The organism is Rhizobium sp. Leaf371 (assembly GCF_001424045.1).
In the GTDB taxonomy this organism is placed as follows: Bacteria; Pseudomonadota; Alphaproteobacteria; order Rhizobiales; family Rhizobiaceae; genus Ferranicluibacter.
Genome location: NZ_LMQB01000001.1, coordinates 988,454 through 1,005,178 on the forward strand (window position 1 = coordinate 988,454; position 16,725 = coordinate 1,005,178).

At 63.1% G+C, this 16,725-nt stretch carries 12 protein-coding genes; 6 read left to right on the forward strand and 6 right to left on the reverse strand.

The features are described from left to right. Positions 1-77 precede the first annotated feature (77 nt). The 3 genes from glmU (at position 78) to ASG39_RS04400 (ending at position 4,244) form a co-directional block, all read left to right on the forward strand. On the forward strand, positions 78-1,460 hold the full coding sequence (gene glmU / locus ASG39_RS04390; protein ID WP_062593117.1) for a bifunctional UDP-N-acetylglucosamine diphosphorylase/glucosamine-1-phosphate N-acetyltransferase GlmU: 1,383 nt from the start codon (positions 78-80) through the stop codon (positions 1,458-1,460). 130 nt (positions 1,461-1,590) lie between these two features. Then, positions 1,591-3,417, forward strand: a complete 1,827-nt coding sequence (gene glmS / locus ASG39_RS04395) for a glutamine--fructose-6-phosphate transaminase (isomerizing) (RefSeq protein ID WP_062593119.1) — start codon at positions 1,591-1,593, stop codon at positions 3,415-3,417. A 116-nt stretch (positions 3,418-3,533) separates the two neighbouring features. Next, positions 3,534-4,244 carry a DUF502 domain-containing protein gene (locus ASG39_RS04400; protein ID WP_062593121.1) on the forward strand — a complete coding sequence of 237 codons (711 nt, stop codon included), beginning with the start codon at positions 3,534-3,536 and terminating at the stop codon, positions 4,242-4,244. A 3-nt stretch (positions 4,245-4,247) separates the two neighbouring features. Here ASG39_RS04400 and recG read toward each other — a convergent pair whose 3' ends face one another. Beyond that, entirely contained in the window at positions 4,248-6,353 is a 2,106-nt protein-coding gene (gene recG / locus ASG39_RS04405; RefSeq protein ID WP_062593124.1) for an ATP-dependent DNA helicase RecG, read from the reverse strand. A 155-nt stretch (positions 6,354-6,508) separates the two neighbouring features. Here recG and ASG39_RS04410 point away from each other — a divergent pair, with 155 nt between their 5' ends. Both ASG39_RS04410 and mfd read left to right on the forward strand, forming a co-directional pair. After that, complete coding sequence (locus tag ASG39_RS04410; RefSeq protein WP_062593126.1) at positions 6,509-6,829, forward strand: succinate dehydrogenase assembly factor 2; 321 nt, start codon at positions 6,509-6,511, stop codon at positions 6,827-6,829. After that, complete coding sequence (mfd, locus tag ASG39_RS04415) at positions 6,826-10,332, forward strand: transcription-repair coupling factor (RefSeq protein WP_062593128.1); 3,507 nt, start codon at positions 6,826-6,828, stop codon at positions 10,330-10,332. The genes ASG39_RS04410 and mfd overlap by 4 nt, the downstream gene beginning before the upstream one ends. Before the next feature lie 84 nt (positions 10,333-10,416). Here mfd and ASG39_RS04420 read toward each other — a convergent pair whose 3' ends face one another. Further along, a complete protein-coding gene (locus ASG39_RS04420; protein ID WP_062593130.1) occupies positions 10,417-11,082 on the reverse strand; it encodes a DsbA family oxidoreductase in 666 nt (221 codons plus the stop codon). A 2-nt stretch (positions 11,083-11,084) separates the two neighbouring features. After that, positions 11,085-12,959: an extracellular solute-binding protein gene (locus tag ASG39_RS04425; protein WP_062593458.1), complete on the reverse strand. Its 1,875-nt coding sequence runs from the start codon at positions 12,957-12,959 to the stop codon at positions 11,085-11,087. 489 nt (positions 12,960-13,448) lie between these two features. On the opposite strand from ASG39_RS04425, the gene ASG39_RS04430 reads away from it, so the two are divergent. Beyond that, positions 13,449-14,078: an invasion associated locus B family protein gene (locus ASG39_RS04430; protein WP_062593132.1), complete on the forward strand. Its 630-nt coding sequence runs from the start codon at positions 13,449-13,451 to the stop codon at positions 14,076-14,078. An 84-nt stretch (positions 14,079-14,162) separates the two neighbouring features. Here the strand turns inward: ASG39_RS04430 and hspQ are convergent, their stop codons facing one another. The 3 genes from hspQ to ASG39_RS04445 form a co-directional block, all read right to left on the reverse strand. Then, positions 14,163-14,492 carry a heat shock protein HspQ gene (hspQ, locus tag ASG39_RS04435; protein ID WP_062474500.1) on the reverse strand — a complete coding sequence of 110 codons (330 nt, stop codon included), beginning with the start codon at positions 14,490-14,492 and terminating at the stop codon, positions 14,163-14,165. A gap of 192 nt (positions 14,493-14,684) precedes the next feature. Next, positions 14,685-16,094: a type I glutamate--ammonia ligase gene (gene glnA, locus ASG39_RS04440; RefSeq protein WP_062593134.1), complete on the reverse strand. Its 1,410-nt coding sequence runs from the start codon at positions 16,092-16,094 to the stop codon at positions 14,685-14,687. 58 nt (positions 16,095-16,152) lie between these two features. Beyond that, positions 16,153-16,491, reverse strand: a complete 339-nt coding sequence (locus ASG39_RS04445; RefSeq protein WP_062473479.1) for a P-II family nitrogen regulator — start codon at positions 16,489-16,491, stop codon at positions 16,153-16,155. Between the last annotated feature and the right edge of the window lie 234 nt (positions 16,492-16,725).

Below are 16,725 nucleotides of genomic sequence, written 5' to 3' on the forward strand. Positions count from 1 at the left end.
TTCGCAAAACCGGCCCTTTTGTTCTATGAGGCAGACGATAGGCCCGGCGCCCCGGCCGGACGAGAGTGGAGACACCGATGAGCAACACCCGCACCGCCGAAGCCCGCTCCTGTTTGGCCGTCGTTCTCGCTGCCGGCGAGAGCACACGGATGAAGTCCTCCATCTCCAAGGTGCTTCATCCCGTCGCCGGCCGTGCGATGATCGCGCATGTGATGGAGGCGCTCGCCGATGCCGGGATCGAGGCCGCCGCCCTGGTCGTGGGGCGCGATGCCGATGCGGTCGTCGCCGCCGCACAACGGGCGGATCTGCCCGTCAGCACCCATCTGCAGACACAGCGCCTCGGGACGGGGCATGCCGTGCTCGCGGCGCGCGCGGCGATCGCCAAGGGCTATGACGACGTCCTCGTCGTCTTCGGCGATACGCCGCTGATCACGGCCGGCCCTCTCAAGGCAGCGCGCGAGCGGCTGGCGGCCGGCGACGATGTGGTCGTCATCGGCTTTCACACGGACCGGCCGACCGGCTATGGCCGGCTGATCATCGAGAACGACGCCTTGCTTGCGATCCGCGAGGAGAAGGACGCCTCCGAGGCCGAGCGGGCCATCACCTACTGCAATGGCGGGCTGATGGCGATGAACGGCCGGCGGGCGCTCGACTTTCTCGACGCGATCGGCAACGCCAATGCCAAGGGCGAATACTACCTGACGGACGCGGTGGAAGTGGCACGTGCGGCCGGCGCCCGGACGATCGCGATCGAAGCGCCCGAGACCGAACTGATGGGGTGCAACACTCGCGCGGAACTGGCCGTTATCGAAGCGGCCTGGCAGGCGCGCCGGCGTCATGCGCTGATGATCTCCGGCGTCTCGATGATCGCGCCCGAAACCGTCTTTCTGTCCCATGATACGCAGCTCGCGCAGGATGTGCTCGTCGAGCCCAACGTCGTCTTCGGACCGGGCGTGACCGTGGAACGCGACGCCGTCATTCATGCCTTCTCGCATCTCGAAGGCGCGCATGTTTCTGCGGGCGCGACCGTCGGTCCCTATGCACGGCTTCGGCCGGGCGCGCATCTCGGAGAACACGCCAAGGTCGGCAATTTCTGCGAGATCAAGAAGGCGGAGATCGGCGCGGGCGCCAAGGTGAACCATCTGACCTATATCGGCGATGCTTTCGTCGGCGCCGACACCAATATCGGCGCCGGTACCGTCACCTGCAATTATGATGGCGTGAACAAGCACATCACCCGCATCGGCGCCAAGGCGTTCATCGGTTCGAATTCCTCGCTGGTGGCGCCCGTTACGATCGGCGATGGCGCTCTGGTCGCGTCCGGCAGTGTCATCACCGACGACGTGCCGGACGACGCTGCGGCCTTCGGTCGGGCACGGCAGACGATCAAGCCGGGCCGCGCGAAGCTGCTGCGGGAGCGGTATCTGGCAGAAAAGGCCGCGAAAAGCCCCAAGGGCTGACACACGCGGCAGATTGGAGGCGGCGTTACCGGCTGATACCGAAAGTGACGGTGGGCCGGTTGCTCCGCGCGAGAAAAACGGTAGTCACCTTGGTCCTTGAGGTCTGCGGCTAACAATATCGGAGAAGTTCATGTGCGGCATCGTCGGCATCGTCGGAGCACGGCCCGTATCGGAGAGGCTGGTCGGTGCCCTCAAGCGGCTCGAATATCGCGGCTATGATTCGGCCGGCGTCGCCACGATCCATGACGGCCAGCTCGAGCGGCGGCGGGCCGAGGGCAAGCTGTTCAACCTGGAAACGAAGCTCGCCGGCGATCCGCTTCCCGGCATGATCGGCATTGGGCACACCCGCTGGGCGACGCATGGCGCGCCGACGGAGAACAACGCCCATCCGCATTTCACCGATGGCGTCGCCGTCGTGCACAACGGCATCATCGAGAACTTTTCCGAGATCAAGGACGCACTGATCGCTGACGGCGCGACCTTCTCCACGCAGACGGACACCGAGGTCGTCGCGCAGCTGCTCGCCAAGTTTCGACGGCACGGGCTGGACGCGAAGGAGGCCATGCAGGCAATGCTGCGCTCCGTCACCGGCGCCTACGCGCTGGCGGTTCTGTTCGCCGATACGCCGGCCACGATTCTCGCGGCCCGCTCCGGCCCGCCGCTGGCGGTCGGTTATGGCCGGGACGAGATGTTTCTCGGCTCGGACGCGATCGCGCTCGCGCCCTTCACCAACGAGATCACCTATCTCAACGACGGCGACTGGGCGGTGCTGACCGCCGATGGCGTCGAAATTCTCGACCATGACGGCAACCGCGTGGCGCGGCCGCGCCAAGTGTCGATCGCCGCCGCCTATATGGTGGACAAGGGCAATCACCGGCACTTCATGGAAAAGGAGATCTACGAGCAGCCGGAGGTCATTTCGCACGCGCTCGGGCACTATGTCGATTTCACTGAAAACCGGGTGAGCGCCGCTGCCTCGGCGATCGATTTCGCGCGCATCCCGAGCCTTGCCATCTCGGCCTGCGGCACGGCCTATCTCGCCGGGCTCATCGGCAAATACTGGTTCGAACGCTATGCGCGACTGCCGGTCGAAATCGATGTCGCTTCCGAGTTCCGCTATCGCGACATTCCCCTGTCGCCCGATGCAGCCGCATTGTTCATCTCGCAGTCCGGGGAAACCGCGGACACGCTCGCCTCGCTGCGCTACTGCAAGGATCTGGGCCTGACGATCGGCGCGGTCGTCAACGCCCGCGAATCGACCATCGCACGCTCGTCGGACGCTGTCTTTCCGATCCTCGCCGGCCCGGAGATCGGGGTCGCCTCCACCAAGGCCTTCACCTGCCAGCTGGCGGTGCTCGCCGCGCTCGCCATCGGGGCGGGACGCGCCCGGGGTGTGATTTCCGTCGAGCAGGAACGCGTTCTCGTGCGGCACCTCGCCGAAATGCCGCGCATCATGGCGAAGGTGCTCAACGCCATCCAGCCGAAGATGGAGAGTCTGGCGCGGGACCTCTCCAAATGCCGGGATGTGCTGTATCTCGGCCGCGGCACCAGCTTTCCCCTCGCCATGGAAGGCGCGCTGAAACTCAAGGAAATCTCCTATATCCATGCGGAAGGCTATGCCGCCGGCGAACTGAAGCATGGGCCGATCGCGCTGATCGACGAAAACATGCCGGTGATCGTCATCGCGCCGCATGACAGGTTCTTCGAGAAAACCATCTCGAACATGCAGGAGGTCGCCGCACGCGGCGGTCGGATCATCTTCATCACGGACGAGCAGGGGGCGAGCGCCTCCAAGCTCGAAACCATGAGCACGATCGTCCTGCCGAACGTCGACGAGCTGATCGCGCCGATGATCTTCTCGCTGCCGATCCAGCTTCTGGCCTACCACACCGCCGTGTTCATGGGCACGGATGTCGATCAGCCGCGCAATCTCGCAAAGTCCGTGACGGTCGAATAGCCGAGGCTGAGCGCAGTTGCAGCATGAACTGCTGCACTGCGGCTTTTGCCATTGTCCGCCCGGCCGCAACGCCATATCATCTCTGATGGCTGCACATCAGCGCCGATGGAATCAGCATGACGGAAGCTCCGACGCGTATTTCTTTTGCCACCCGGCTGCGAAACAACTTTCTCGCCGGGCTGGTCATCTGCGCGCCGATCGCGATCACCCTGTGGCTGACCTGGAGCTTCGTGCGCTGGGCCGACAGCTGGGTGAAGCCCTATATTCCCGCGCGCTACAATCCGGACAGTTATCTGAATTTCGCGGTGCCCGGTTTCGGCCTGCTGATTGCCCTGATCATGATCACGATCATCGGATTTCTCGGCAAGAATCTCATCGGCCGATCGATCGTCAATGTCGGCGAGCAGGTGCTGAACCGCACGCCGCTGGTGCGCGGTCTTTATAAAAGCCTGAAGCAGATTTTCGAGACGGTGCTGAAGGAGCAGGGCACGCCCTTTAACAAGGCGGCCCTGATCGAGTATCCGAGCGCCGGGCTCTGGTCGCTGGTCTTCATCTCCACCGATGCGAAAGGCGAGATCGCCTCGAAATTCGATGCGATGGGACGCGACATGGTGGCCTGTTTCATGCCGCCGACGCCGGTGCCGACCGCCGGCTTCCTCGTCTTCGTCCAGCGCGAGAAAATCGTTCCGCTCGACATGAGCGCCGAGGATGCGGCCAAGCTCGTCATCTCGGTCGGCCTGGTCACCCCGCCCGAAGGCGGGCCTGTCGCCACGACGCGCAAGGGACGCAAGGTCCCAGAGCCTGTGCCCGCTGTGATCGAATCCTGATCCTCAACCGGCCCGCAGAAACCGGATCGCCTCGTCACGGCGGTGAAGGTACAAAAGCGTGCGCAAGGCTTCGCCGCGCGGCGTCGTCAGGTCGGGATCGCGCTCGATGACATAGGCGGCGTCCTTGCGCGCAATCTCCAGAAGATCCGAGTGCGCTTCAAGGCTTGCAATACGAAAGCCGGGCGTGCCCGATTGCCGCGTGCCGAGCAGCTCGCCTTCGCCGCGCAGCTTCAGATCCTCTTCGGCGATCACGAAGCCATCCTCGGTATCGCGCAGGATCGACAGGCGCGAATGCGCCGTCTGGCTGAGGGGCCCCTTGTAAAGCAGAATGCAGCTCGATGCCTCGTCGCCGCGCCCGACGCGACCGCGCAACTGGTGGAGCTGCGCCAGGCCGAAGCGCTCCGCATGCTCGATCACCATGATCGTCGCGTCGGGAACGTCGACGCCGACCTCGACCACGGTCGTGGCGACGAGCAGCCGCGTCTCGCCGTTCTTGAAGGCGAGCATGGCGGCATCCTTGTCCGGACCGGCCATGCGGCCATGGATGAGACCGGCGACGGGTCCGAGGCGCGCGACGAGGATCCTGAATCGCTCGTCCGCGGACATGAGATCCGAAAGCTCGGATTCTTCGACCAGCGGGCAGATCCAGTAGATCTTCTTGCCGTCTTCGATGGCCGCGCGGAGGCGTTCGACGACGTCGTCCAGCCGCTCCGTCGGCAGCGTGACGGTCTGGATCGGCTTGCGGCCCGCCGGCTTCTCGGTGAGCTTGGAGACGTCCATATCGCCGAAGGCGGCAAGCACCAGCGTGCGCGGGATCGGCGTAGCGGTCATCACCAGCATATGCGGCGACACGCCCTTGGCCGTCAGCCGGAGGCGCTGGTGGACGCCGAAGCGGTGCTGTTCATCGACGACGGCGAGCAGCAGGCGATGAAAGGCGACGGTGTCCTGGAACAGGGCATGCGTGCCGATCACGATATCGGTCTCGCCCGAGGCCAGCCGATCGAGCACCGCATCGCGCTCGCGGCTCTTGGTCCGGCCGGTGAGCACGTCGATCCTCACGCCTGCGGGGCCCGCAAGTCGGCTGAGCGTCGTGAAATGCTGGCGGGCGAGAATTTCCGTCGGGGCCATCAGCGCCGCCTGTCCGCCGGCTTCGACGGCCGCCAGCATCGCCATCAGCGCGACCGCCGTCTTGCCCGAGCCGACATCGCCCTGGAGAAGCCGCAGCATGCGCTCCTCCCGTGCCATATCGGCGAGGATGTCGGCAACGGCTGCCGTCTGGCTTCCGGTCAGGGAGAAGGGCAGCGCGGAGATGACGGGGACGCTGAGGGCGCCAGTCGCCTTGACCGGCGTGCCCGGGAGCGCGCGAAGGCGCTGGCGAACGAGCGAGAGCGATAATTGCCCGGCGAGGAACTCGTCATAGGCAAGGCGCCGCCTTGCGGGAGCGCGTGGATCGATATCGCTCGCGTCGCGCGGCTCGTGAAGAGCGATGAACGCCTCGCGCGCCGTGAGAAGTTCCTGTTTTTCTAGGAGCGCCTCGTCCAGCCATTCGGGAAAGTGCGGCAGACGGGTGAGGGCTGCCTCGACGGTCCGCCGCAAGGTTTTTGGCGAAAGCCCCGCCGTCAGCCCGTAGACCGGCTCGACGAGGGCCATGGTGTCTGCGTCTTCCTCGCGCACCATCAGGTCCGGATGCACCATGGAGGCCCGACCGTTGAACCAGTCGACCTTGCCCGAGACGATGACGATATCGTCGATCGGCAGTTGCTTCTCCAGCCAGTTGCCCTTGACCTTGAAGAAAGTCAGCGCCAGCTCACCCGTATCGTCCTGCAGCATGACGCGATAGGGCATTGAGGAGCGACCGGGCGGCGGCGGCAGGTGACGATCGACCCGGCCCTTGATGGTGACGATGGCGCCGGCCAGCGCATGTGCCACGCCGGGCTGGTGACGGCGGTCCACGATCGAGTGCGGCGCGTGAAAGAGCAGATCCACCACACGGCAGTCCTCGATGCTCTCCCGATTGAAAAGCCGGGCCAGGAATTCGCCGACTTTGGGACCAACGCCGGGCAGCGTATCGAGCGAGGCGAAAAGCGGGTCGAGAAGGGCAGGGCGCATCGGGGAACTTCACTTGACGAAACGGACTTTGGCAAGGCTGACAAGTCGGCGTGCAGCGTTTATAGGAGCGGCGGGACCGTGGCAGCAAGGCTCAATTTCCGCTCGTCCCGAACGACGGTCACGGCACCGGTTACCCGCCGCAAGAGGGACAGTCCATGACAGGCATCACCCGCACCAGTGCCGATCTCGATCTGCGCCGCCGCAAGATTCTCTTTCGCGCGTGGCATCGCGGGCTGCGCGAGATGGATCTCGTCTTCGGGCAGTTCGCCGACAATGAGCTTGCCGATCTGCCGGATAGCGATCTCGACGAACTGGAGCGCATCATGTCCGAGGAAGACAACGACCTGGTAAAATGGATTCTGGGCGAGCGTGACCTGCCCGATCATTTCCGCACGCCGCTCTTTGCCCGCATTTCCGCCTACCGCCCGGATTTCGAACCGCATACGGGACCGGCGGCCACAGGATCTTCTGAATGATTGCCGGATTCGACAAGAAGAAGATTGCAGGCGTTGCGCGCGAGATCACCATCGGACCCGTGCCGGCCGGCGTCGAGCCGCTGCTGTTGGCCGAGATCGCACGCGCGGAAGGGCCGGTCGCCTATATTTTGTCCGACGGGCAGCGCCTGGCCGATATCGAGCAGATGCTCGGTTTTGCCGCGCCCGATATTCCCGTTCTGACCCTACCGGGCTGGGACTGTCTTCCCTATGACCGGGTGTCTCCGAGCGCCGACGTCTCTGCCCGGCGGCTGTCTGCGCTGAGCGCACTGATCGCGCATGCCCGAAAGCCGCATCCGGCCATCGTGCTGGTCACCGTCAACGCCGCGCTGCAGAAGATGGCGCCGAAGGACGTGATCGAGGGGCTCGCCTTTTCCGCCCGGCCGGGCGCGAACATTCGCATGGACGATGTGGCGGCGCTCCTGTCGCGAAACGGGTTCGAGCGCGTGGCAACGGTGCGCGAGGTCGGCGAATATGCCGTGCGCGGCGGCATTCTCGATGTGTTCGTTCCCGGCAGCGCGGAGCCGGTGCGGCTGGATTTCTTCGGCGACACGCTGGAGACGATCCGGTCCTTCGATCCCGCTAGCCAGCGCACGACGGGGCAGGCGCGGTCGCTCGATCTCAATCCGATGAGCGAGGTGTCGCTGACGCCGGAAACGATCAGCCATTTCCGCACGCGCTATCTCGCGCTGTTCGGCGCGACGACACGCGACGATGCGCTGTATCAGGCCGTGTCCGAAGGGCGGCGCTATGCCGGCATGGAGCATTGGCTGCCGCTGTTCTACGATCATCTCGACAGCGTCTTCGATTATCTCCCGGGTTTCCGGATCGTCACCGACCATGTCGTGCGCGAGGCTGCGGCCGAACGCTCCAAGCTCGTTCACGACTATTACGACGCGCGGCGCGATACAGGGACGCAGGGCAAGAACCAGGCATCGCAGGGCACGCCCTACAAGCCGGTGCCGCCGGAGCAGCTTTATCTGACGACCGATCAGTTTTCCGCGGCCCTGACGAGCGGCAACGCCATTCGCCTGTCGCCCTTCTCCGAGCCGGAAGGCGAGGGCCGCAAAGTCGTGACCATCGATGCGCGCCTGGGCGTGCGCTGGGCGAAGAACGCGAACGAAAGTGCGCCGGAGGGCGAACGCATCAACGTGTTCGACCAGGCCGTGAAATATATCGCCGACAAGCGCGCCAAGGGCGCCAAGGTGCTGGTGACCGGCTGGTCGGACGGGTCGCTCGACCGCCTGCTGCAGGTGCTTGCGGAGCATGGGCTCGGCAACATCAAGCCGGTCGCGTCGTTCAATGAGGTCGGCAAGCTGAAATCCGGAGAGGCGGCGGCCGCCGTCCTCAGCCTGGAAAGCGGTTTCGAAAGCGGCGATCTCGTCGTCATCGGCGAGCAGGATATTCTCGGCGACCGCATGGTGCGCCGCTCCAAGCGCCGCAAGCGCGGCGCGGATTTCATCGCCGAAGTGGCCGGGCTCGATGAAGGCTCGATCGTCGTCCACGCCGAGCACGGCATTGGACGATTTGTGGGCCTGCGAACCATCGAGGCGGCCGGGGCGCCGCATGCGTGCCTCGAACTCGTCTATGCCGACGACGCCAAGCTCTATCTTCCGGTCGAGAATATCGACCTTCTCTCCCGCTACGGTTCGGAGGGGAGCGACGCCATCCTCGACAAGCTGGGCGGCGTGGCGTGGCAGGCCCGCAAGGCCAAGCTGAAAAAGCGGCTTCTCGATATGGCCGGCGGGCTCATCCGCATCGCGGCCGAGCGGCTGACACGGCGCGCACCCGTGCTGACGACGCCCGAAGGCATCTACGACGAGTTTGCGGCACGCTTTCCCTATGACGAGACCGAGGACCAGATGACCTCGATCGAGGCCGTCCGGGACGATCTCGGTGCCGGTCGCCCCATGGACCGGCTGGTGTGCGGCGACGTCGGCTTCGGGAAGACCGAGGTCGCGCTGCGTGCCGCCTTCATCGCGGCGATGAACGGCGTACAGGTGGCGGTCGTCGTGCCTACCACGCTTCTCGCCCGCCAGCACTTCAAGTCCTTCACCGAGCGCTTCCGCGGTCTGCCGATCCGCCTGGCGCAGGCCTCGCGCCTCGTCGGCTCCAAGGAGCTGGCGCTGACGAAGAAGGAGGTCGCAGCCGGCAAGACCGATATCGTGGTGGGAACCCACGCTCTGCTCGGAAGCGCCATCAACTTCGCTAATCTCGGCCTCCTCATCATCGATGAGGAGCAGCATTTCGGCGTGAAGCACAAGGAACGGCTGAAGGAGTTGAAGTCGGACGTCCACGTGCTGACGCTGTCTGCAACGCCGATCCCGCGGACGCTCCAGCTCGCCCTGACCGGGGTGCGGGAACTCTCGCTCATCACCACGCCGCCCGTCGATCGCATGGCCGTGCGCACGTTCATCTCGCCGTTCGACGCCCTGACGATCCGCGAAACGCTGATGCGCGAGCACTACCGCGGCGGACAGAGCTTCTACGTCTGCCCACGGCTGGCCGATCTCGACGACGTTCAGGCCTTCCTCCAGTCCGACGTGCCGGAACTGAAGGTCGCCATCGCCCACGGTCAGATGCCGGCGACCGAACTCGAGGACATCATGAACGCCTTCTACGAAGGACGGTACGATGTGCTTCTGTCGACCACGATCGTCGAATCCGGCCTCGACGTTCCCCGCGCGAATACGCTGATCGTGCACCGGGCCGACATGTTCGGGCTGGCGCAGCTTTATCAGCTGCGCGGCCGGGTCGGGCGATCGAAGGTTCGCGCCTTCGCGCTGTTCACCCTGCCGGTGAACAAGACGCTGACGGGTCCGGCCGAACGGCGGCTGAAGGTTCTGCAGTCGCTCGACACGCTCGGCGCCGGTTTCCAGCTGGCAAGCCACGACCTCGATATCCGCGGTGCGGGCAATCTGCTCGGCGACGAGCAATCCGGTCACATCAAGGAGGTCGGCTTCGAGCTCTACCAGCAGATGCTGGAAGAAGCCGTCGCGGAGCTCAAGGGCGACGACGAGGTGACCGACAGCGGTTGGTCGCCTCAGATCTCGGTGGGGACGCCGGTGATGATTCCGGACGAATACGTGCCGGATTTGCATCTTCGCCTGATGCTCTATCGCCGGCTCGGCGAGATCACCGAACTGGCCGATATCGACGCGTTCGGGGCGGAACTGATCGACCGTTTCGGACCGCTGCCGATCGAGGTGCAGCACCTCCTGAAGATCGTCTACGTCAAATCGCTTTGCCGGACGGCCAATGTCGAGAAACTGGATGCCGGGCCGAAGGGCGTCGTGGTGCACTTCCGCAACCGCGATTTCCCGAACCCGGTAGGCCTCGTCGGCTATATCGCCAAGCAGGGGACGCTCGCCAAGGTGCGTCAGGACCAGAGCATCTTCTTCCAGCGCGATTATCCGACGCCCGAGAAGCGGCTTGCCGGCGCCGCCATGCTGATGACGCAACTTGCGGGCATCGCCAAGGCATAAAGGGGCCAAGGCATAATGGGGCCTACGAATACGTGTCATGCGGTCTATGTCGGACCGCGTGACACGCCTTTGTCGAAAGCCGCGTCAGTTGATGTTGGTTTGATTCTTCATCTGGGAGATGTCCCGCAGAGCGCCGGTGAGGACTTCCACCGACTGGGCGCCCATGACGGCATATTTGCTCTCGATGATGAAGCAGGGGACGCCGGTCACGCCCATGTCGCGCGCCACCTCGATTTCGGTCTGGACGTCCGCCGTATCCGCGTTCGATGCGAAGAGCGCGGTGACGACGGCGCGATCGAGACCGCCCGCTTCGGCGATATCGATCAGCGTTTCGCGGTCGCCAAGATTGCAGCCTTCCTCGAAGTAGGCCCGAAACAGGCCCGACACGACATTCGCTTGAATGTCCGCACCCTCGGCCTGTGCCCAACGGACGAGCCTGTGCGCGTCGAGCGTATTGGGGGAGATCGTCACGGCATCGAAGTCGAAGGCGACACCATCGGCGCGTCCGAGCGCCGTCAGGTTTTCATGCGCCCGGGCCACGGCCTCGCTCCCGCCGAGCTTTGCAGCCAGATGTGCCTTGTGATCGACGCCCTCCGGCGGCAGATCCGGATTGAGCTGATAAGGGCGCCAGTTGACGGTGACCAGCATTTCGCTTGCAAGCTCCGCGATCGCTTTGTCCAGCCGCGCCTTGCCGAGATAGCACCAGGGGCAGACGACGTCCGAGACGACGTCGACAGTGACGTGTTCCATTTTCATTCCTTCCCTTGCTGAGGGGGTTGGCCGGCAGGCGTCTGGGAGGCCGGCGATGCCGTCACCGTCTGCGCATCGACGTCCCACCAGGTCGGAAGGCCGTAGCCATAGAGCGGCACGGTGTTCGGCCGTCCGATGCGCTTGTGGCGGCCGACCCATTGTGACGCCACATGGTAAAGCGGTACCGCGTAGAAGTTCGAAACGAGCATTCTGTCGTGGGCGCGGACGGCGGCGGTGAAATCCTCCTGCGAGCGCGCCTGCAGGATATTGTTGACCAGCGTGTCGACATCCTTGTCGGCGACGCCGGCAAAGTTGTCACTGCCCTCCCGGTTCCGGGATTGCGAGGTCCAGCGACCGACCTGCTCGATGCCGGGCGACAGGGAGGAGGGGAACGACTTGATGATGATGTCGTAGTCGAAGGACTGGCTGCGCTGCTGGTACTGCGAATCATCGACCGTGCGCACGCCGGCGCGGATGCCGACTGCAGCGAGGAAGCGCTGATAGGCCAGCGCCATCTTCTCCTGTCCCTCGTTCTGGGTCATGATCTCGAAGGCGAGCTGCTGACCGTCGGCGTTCTTCATCTGGCCGTCGCGGATCGTGTAGCCGGCTTCGCGCAGCAGAGTCACGGCTTCGCGCAGGACGTTGCGGTCGCGTCCGGATGCGTCGGTGACGGGGAGGCGGTAGGTTCCGTCGAGCACGCCGGGCAGGATGCGGTTGCGGATATCGCCAAGCAGGTTCAGCTCACGATCGTCGGCTGGCTGGCCGAGATAGGAGAGGCCGGAATTCTGCCAGTAGCTCTGCGTGCGCGTGTAGGCGCCGTCATAGAGGTTCTTGTTGACCCATTCGAAATCGAAGACGAGAGCCAGACCCTGCCGCAGCTTCGGATTGTCGAACATGGCGCGACGGGTGTTGAACACGAAGCCGAGCATGCCGGAGGGCGTCTTCGGCGAGAACGTGTCCTTGATGACCTCGCCGGAGCGCACGGCCGGGAAATCGTAACTGCGCGCCCAGCGATTGGGGCTGCCTTCCGGGTAGATGTCGATCTCGCCCTTCTTGAAGGCTTCGAACAGCGAATTGTCCTGGAGGAAATACTCGACCGAGATGCGGTCGTAATTGTCCTGGCCAATCTTGGAGGGCAGGTCCTTCGCCCAATAGTTGGGGTCGCGCTCGTAGACGATCCGCTCGCCCGGCGTCACGGAGGCCACCTTGTAAGGCCCCGACCCGATCGGGAACGTCAGCGTCGTCTGGTCGAAGGTCTCGACCGGGGTGGCGTGCTTCGGCATGATCGGCGTCATGGCGATGAGGAGCGGAAATTCGCGGTCGCTCTTCTCGTTGAAGGTGAAGCGAACGCTCCGGTCTCCGACTTTTTCCATTTTCGCGACCTTGTCGAGCCGCGACGCGAACGGCACACGGCCCTTGTCGCGGAAGATCTCGAAGGTGAAGATCACATCCTCCGGCGTCACCGGCCGGCCGTCGGACCAGCGCGCCTTCGGATTGATATTGAACTGGATGAAGGTGCGGTCCTCGTCCCACTCCACCGTTTCCGCGAGCAGGCCGTAGAGCGAGAAGGCCTCGTCGCGCGAGCGCGTCATGAGGGAGTCATAGACGAGATTGCCATATTCCGGATCGAGCATGCCGCGCGCCGTGGTGCGCATGCTTTTCAGGATGAACGGATTCAGATTGTCGAAAGACCCGACCACGCCATAGGAGATATGACCGCCTTTTTTGACCTGCGGATCGACGTAAGGAAAATTCTTGAAGCCGGCGGGCAGGGCGGGCGCCCCATGCATGGCGATGCCGTGAACGGGTTCGGCGCTGGCAAGGCCAGCGGCCGTCAGCGAGGTGAACAGGGCAAGGCCCAGAAACAATGCGCGCACGCGGTTCTCCGATGCGGACGGGCCCGGCAAGAACGCGAGCGGATCCAGAAACGATTCCCGCCAACCTATCATGCCGGGTCTTTTTTTGAAGCTTGCGCCGGTAGAATGGCCGTTGTGTGGGGAGCGCGGGTCGAAATCTCACGCGCCTGCACGCAATTTTCGGCGGGCATGACTGGATTAGGCACGCGTGACGCGCTAGGAGAGGAAACCGCCACTGGACGGGTCATGCAATTGCCTCAATTGACCAACAGAGGAGCGGACGGCCGAGCACTCGCCCAGTCGAGCAAGCGGATGTCGAGCACGCAGATATTGTGGACGAGCAAGCGACATCGGGATGAGCGGGTGTGCTTCTGTGGTTCTCGAGACCATTCAGGGTCGAGCGCAGAACGATCGCAACCGATCCTGTCGTGAACGTGATGTTGCGCGTCTTGTCGAGAGAGCGCTGCATCCGAGCCGCAGAAACGATGAATTCAGGAGACGGATATCGTTATGACCTTCAAGCCCACCCTTACCAGGAAAGTCGCAATTTCGGCTTTCGCCGGCGCCGTAGCAGCTGCCGCAATGCCGTCGGCGTCTTTCGCGCAGCAGGCCGGCCAGCGTGCGCCGCAGGGCTGGTTCAAAGTCTGCACCAAGCAGGAAGATAACGACGTCTGCATAGTGCAGAACCTGCTCTCCGCCAATAACGGCCAGCTGGTCACCGCTGCCGGCCTCATCAGCGTGCAGGGCAAGGTCAACCGCAAGATCCTTCAGGTCTCGGTGCCGTCCGCGCGCCTGCTGCCGCCCGGCGTCCAGGTGCAGATCGACGGTGGCAAGCCGATCAAGCTCGACTACGCCATCTGCATGCCCGACAAGTGCGTGGCAGAAGCGCCGCTGACCGACGCCGTCATCGCCAGCCTGAAGAAGGGCAGCGAGGTCGTGTTCACGTCGATCAACTTCCAGCGCGCGCCGAACCCGATCAAGATGTCGCTCGAAGGCTTCACCGGCGTCTTCGACGGCGAGCCGATCGAGCAGTCGAAGCTGCAGGAACGCCAGCGCCTGCTGCAGGAAGAAATGCAGAAGAAGGCGGAAGATGCCCGAAAGAAGCTTGAGGAAGCCCAGAAGGCTGCCAAGCAGAACTGATCAGTAGCATATCATTTCCCAACAAAAAGCCCGGATCCTGCGATCCGGGCTTTTCTGTCTCTAGACAGGGAACGTTTGTCCCGATCAGTGCGTAACAACCGCCTTCGGCTTGTACTGGCCGATGGTTTCGGGGTCGAAGAACGTTTCGACCTGCGAGTGACGAACGGGGGTGCCCGTCTCGTCCGACATCAGGTTCTGCTCCGAGACGTAGGCGACATATTCGCTCTCGTCGTTTTCCGCCAGCAGGTGATAGAATGGCTGATCGCGATCGGGCCGCACCTCGGCCGGAATGGCGTTCCACCATTCTTCCGTGTTCGCGTATTCCGCATCAACGTCGAAGATCACGCCACGGAACGGGAAAAGCCGGTGGCGAACCACTTGTCCGATCTGGAACTTTGCATCTCTCTGTTTCATCATGACCGTATTCCTTTCTTTCAATATGTGGGAGGAAACGCTCCGAGATCAAGGGACGAAGGGTGAACACAAAAATATTACACCCTAAAAAAGTCTCATCGTCTGAAAAGCTAATGTTGCGGCTGAAACGACCACTGAAACGGAAAAGGCCGACGCTTGCGGCGTCGGCCTTTTCCGTTCGTCTGACGTGGATCAACCCGAATAATACATGTCGAATTCGACCGGGTGCGGGGTCATATCGTAGCGCATGACTTCCGCCATCTTCAGTTCGATATAGGCGTCGATCTGGTCGTCGTCGAAGACGCCGCCGGCCGTGAGGAATTTCCGGTCGCGATCGAGATTTTCGAGCGCTTCGCGAAGCGAGCCGCAGACCGTCGGGATCTTCTTCAGCTCCTTGGCCGGCAGGTCGTAGAGATCCTTGTCCATCGCCTTGCCGGGATGGATCTTGTTGCGGATGCCATCGAGACCGGCCATCAGCATGGAGGCGAAGGCCAGATAGGGATTTGCCAGCGGATCGGGGAAGCGGACTTCGACACGCTTCGACTTCGCGCCGGAGCCGAAGGGGATGCGGCAGGAGGCCGAGCGGTTGCGGGCGGAATAGGCCAGCAGAACCGGCGCCTCGTAGCCCGGAACCAGACGCTTGTAGGAGTTGGTCGTCGGGTTGGTGAAGGCATTGATAGCCTTGGCGTGGCGAATAATGCCGCCGATGTAGAACAGGCAGTTTTCCGAAAGCCCGGCATATTCGTCGCCGGCGAAGGTCGGCTTGCCGTCCTTCCAGATCGACTGGTGCACATGCATGCCCGAGCCATTGTCGCCGAAGATGGGCTTCGGCATGAAGGTCGCCGTCTTGCCGTAGGCGTTCGCCACCTGATGCACGACGTATTTGTAGATCTGGATCTGGTCGGCGCTGCGAACCAGCGTGTCGAATTTCACGCCGAGTTCGTGCTGCGCAGCCGCCACTTCATGGTGCTGCTTCTCGACCGTCACGCCCATTTCCGACAGGACCGTGAGCATTTCCGAGCGCATGTCCTGGCAGCTGTCGATCGGCGGGACGGGGAAATAGCCGCCCTTGACGCGCGGACGGTGTCCAAGGTTTCCGGTGTCGTAGGCGGTATCGTCGTTCGACGGCAGTTCTGAGGAATCGAGCTTGAAGCCGGTATTGTAAGGGTCGGCCTTGTAGCGGACGTCGTCGAAAATGAAGAACTCCGGCTCGGGGCCGACGAAGACGGTGTCGCCGATACCGGATGACTTCAGGTAGGCTTCCGCCTTCTTCGCCGTTCCGCGCGGGTCGCGATTGTAGGCCTCGCCCGAGATCGGATCGAGGATGTCGCAGACCACGACCATGGTGGACTGGGCGAAGAACGGGTCCATGTGCACCGTGGCCGTATCCGGCATCAGCACCATGTCGGACTCATTGATGGCCTTCCAGCCGCCAATGGACGAGCCGTCGAACATGACGCCATCGACGAACATGTCTTCATCGACGCAGGACACATCCATCGTCACGTGCTGAAGCTTGCCCTTGGGATCGGTGAATCGAAGGTCGACGAACTTGACGTCGTTTTCCTTGATCTGCTTGAGGATGTCGCTCGCAGTCGTCATATCGGAGATGTCCTTCCCTGTCGGTTATAGGCCGCCGCGCGAATGCGGCGGCGTGAAATCAGATGGCGTCGACGCCGGTTTCGCCCGTGCGGATTCGGATGACCTCTTCCACGTTCGAGACGAAAATCTTGCCGTCGCCGATCCGCCCCGTCTGGGCGGCCTTACGGATCGCCTCGATGACGGCGTCTGCATTCTCGTCGGCGAGAACCACTTCGACCTTCACCTTGGGCAGAAAATCCACGACATATTCGGCGCCTCGATAGAGTTCGGTATGGCCCTTCTGCCGTCCGAAACCCTTGGCTTCCGTTACCGTAATACCCTGGAGCCCGACTTCCTGAAGGGCCTCCTTCACTTCATCCAGCTTGAATGGCTTGATGATCGCCTCGACCTTTTTCATGAGAAAATGTCTCTCCGCTTCTCCCGTTGGAACAGGGGAATCCCCGCTCGCCCCACCATATGCATTTAGCATGCCATGTCTTCAAAATCTCGACGCATTTGCCTTTGGTGTGCGTGGATCGGAAGCGGTTTTTCTCGTTCCGCGCCAGTATTGCAGGAGAATGCCTATTTCTTGTGAAATGCGAGCGGTTTACGGCAATTTGATGCACTGCGAGACGAATTTGACCGGTTTCAG

Bases quoted from the DNA above. Each gene is read 5' to 3' on its own strand.
- ASG39_RS04430 (WP_062593132.1), top strand. From the start codon at position 13,449: ATGACCTTCAAGCCCACCCTTACCAGGAAAGTCGCAATTTCGGCTTTC.
- ASG39_RS04400 (WP_062593121.1), top strand. From the start codon at position 3,534: ATGACGGAAGCTCCGACGCGTATTTCTTTTGCCACCCGGCTGCGAAAC.
- ASG39_RS04445 (WP_062473479.1), bottom strand. From the start codon at position 16,491: ATGAAAAAGGTCGAGGCGATCATCAAGCCATTCAAGCTGGATGAAGTG.
- mfd (WP_062593128.1), top strand. From the start codon at position 6,826: ATGATTGCCGGATTCGACAAGAAGAAGATTGCAGGCGTTGCGCGCGAG.
- glmU (WP_062593117.1), top strand. From the start codon at position 78: ATGAGCAACACCCGCACCGCCGAAGCCCGCTCCTGTTTGGCCGTCGTT.
- ASG39_RS04410 (WP_062593126.1), top strand. From the start codon at position 6,509: ATGACAGGCATCACCCGCACCAGTGCCGATCTCGATCTGCGCCGCCGC.
- recG (WP_062593124.1), bottom strand. From the start codon at position 6,353: ATGCGCCCTGCCCTTCTCGACCCGCTTTTCGCCTCGCTCGATACGCTG.
- hspQ (WP_062474500.1), bottom strand. From the start codon at position 14,492: ATGAAACAGAGAGATGCAAAGTTCCAGATCGGACAAGTGGTTCGCCAC.
- ASG39_RS04420 (WP_062593130.1), bottom strand. From the start codon at position 11,082: ATGGAACACGTCACTGTCGACGTCGTCTCGGACGTCGTCTGCCCCTGG.
- glmS (WP_062593119.1), top strand. From the start codon at position 1,591: ATGTGCGGCATCGTCGGCATCGTCGGAGCACGGCCCGTATCGGAGAGG.
- glnA (WP_062593134.1), bottom strand. From the start codon at position 16,094: ATGACGACTGCGAGCGACATCCTCAAGCAGATCAAGGAAAACGACGTC.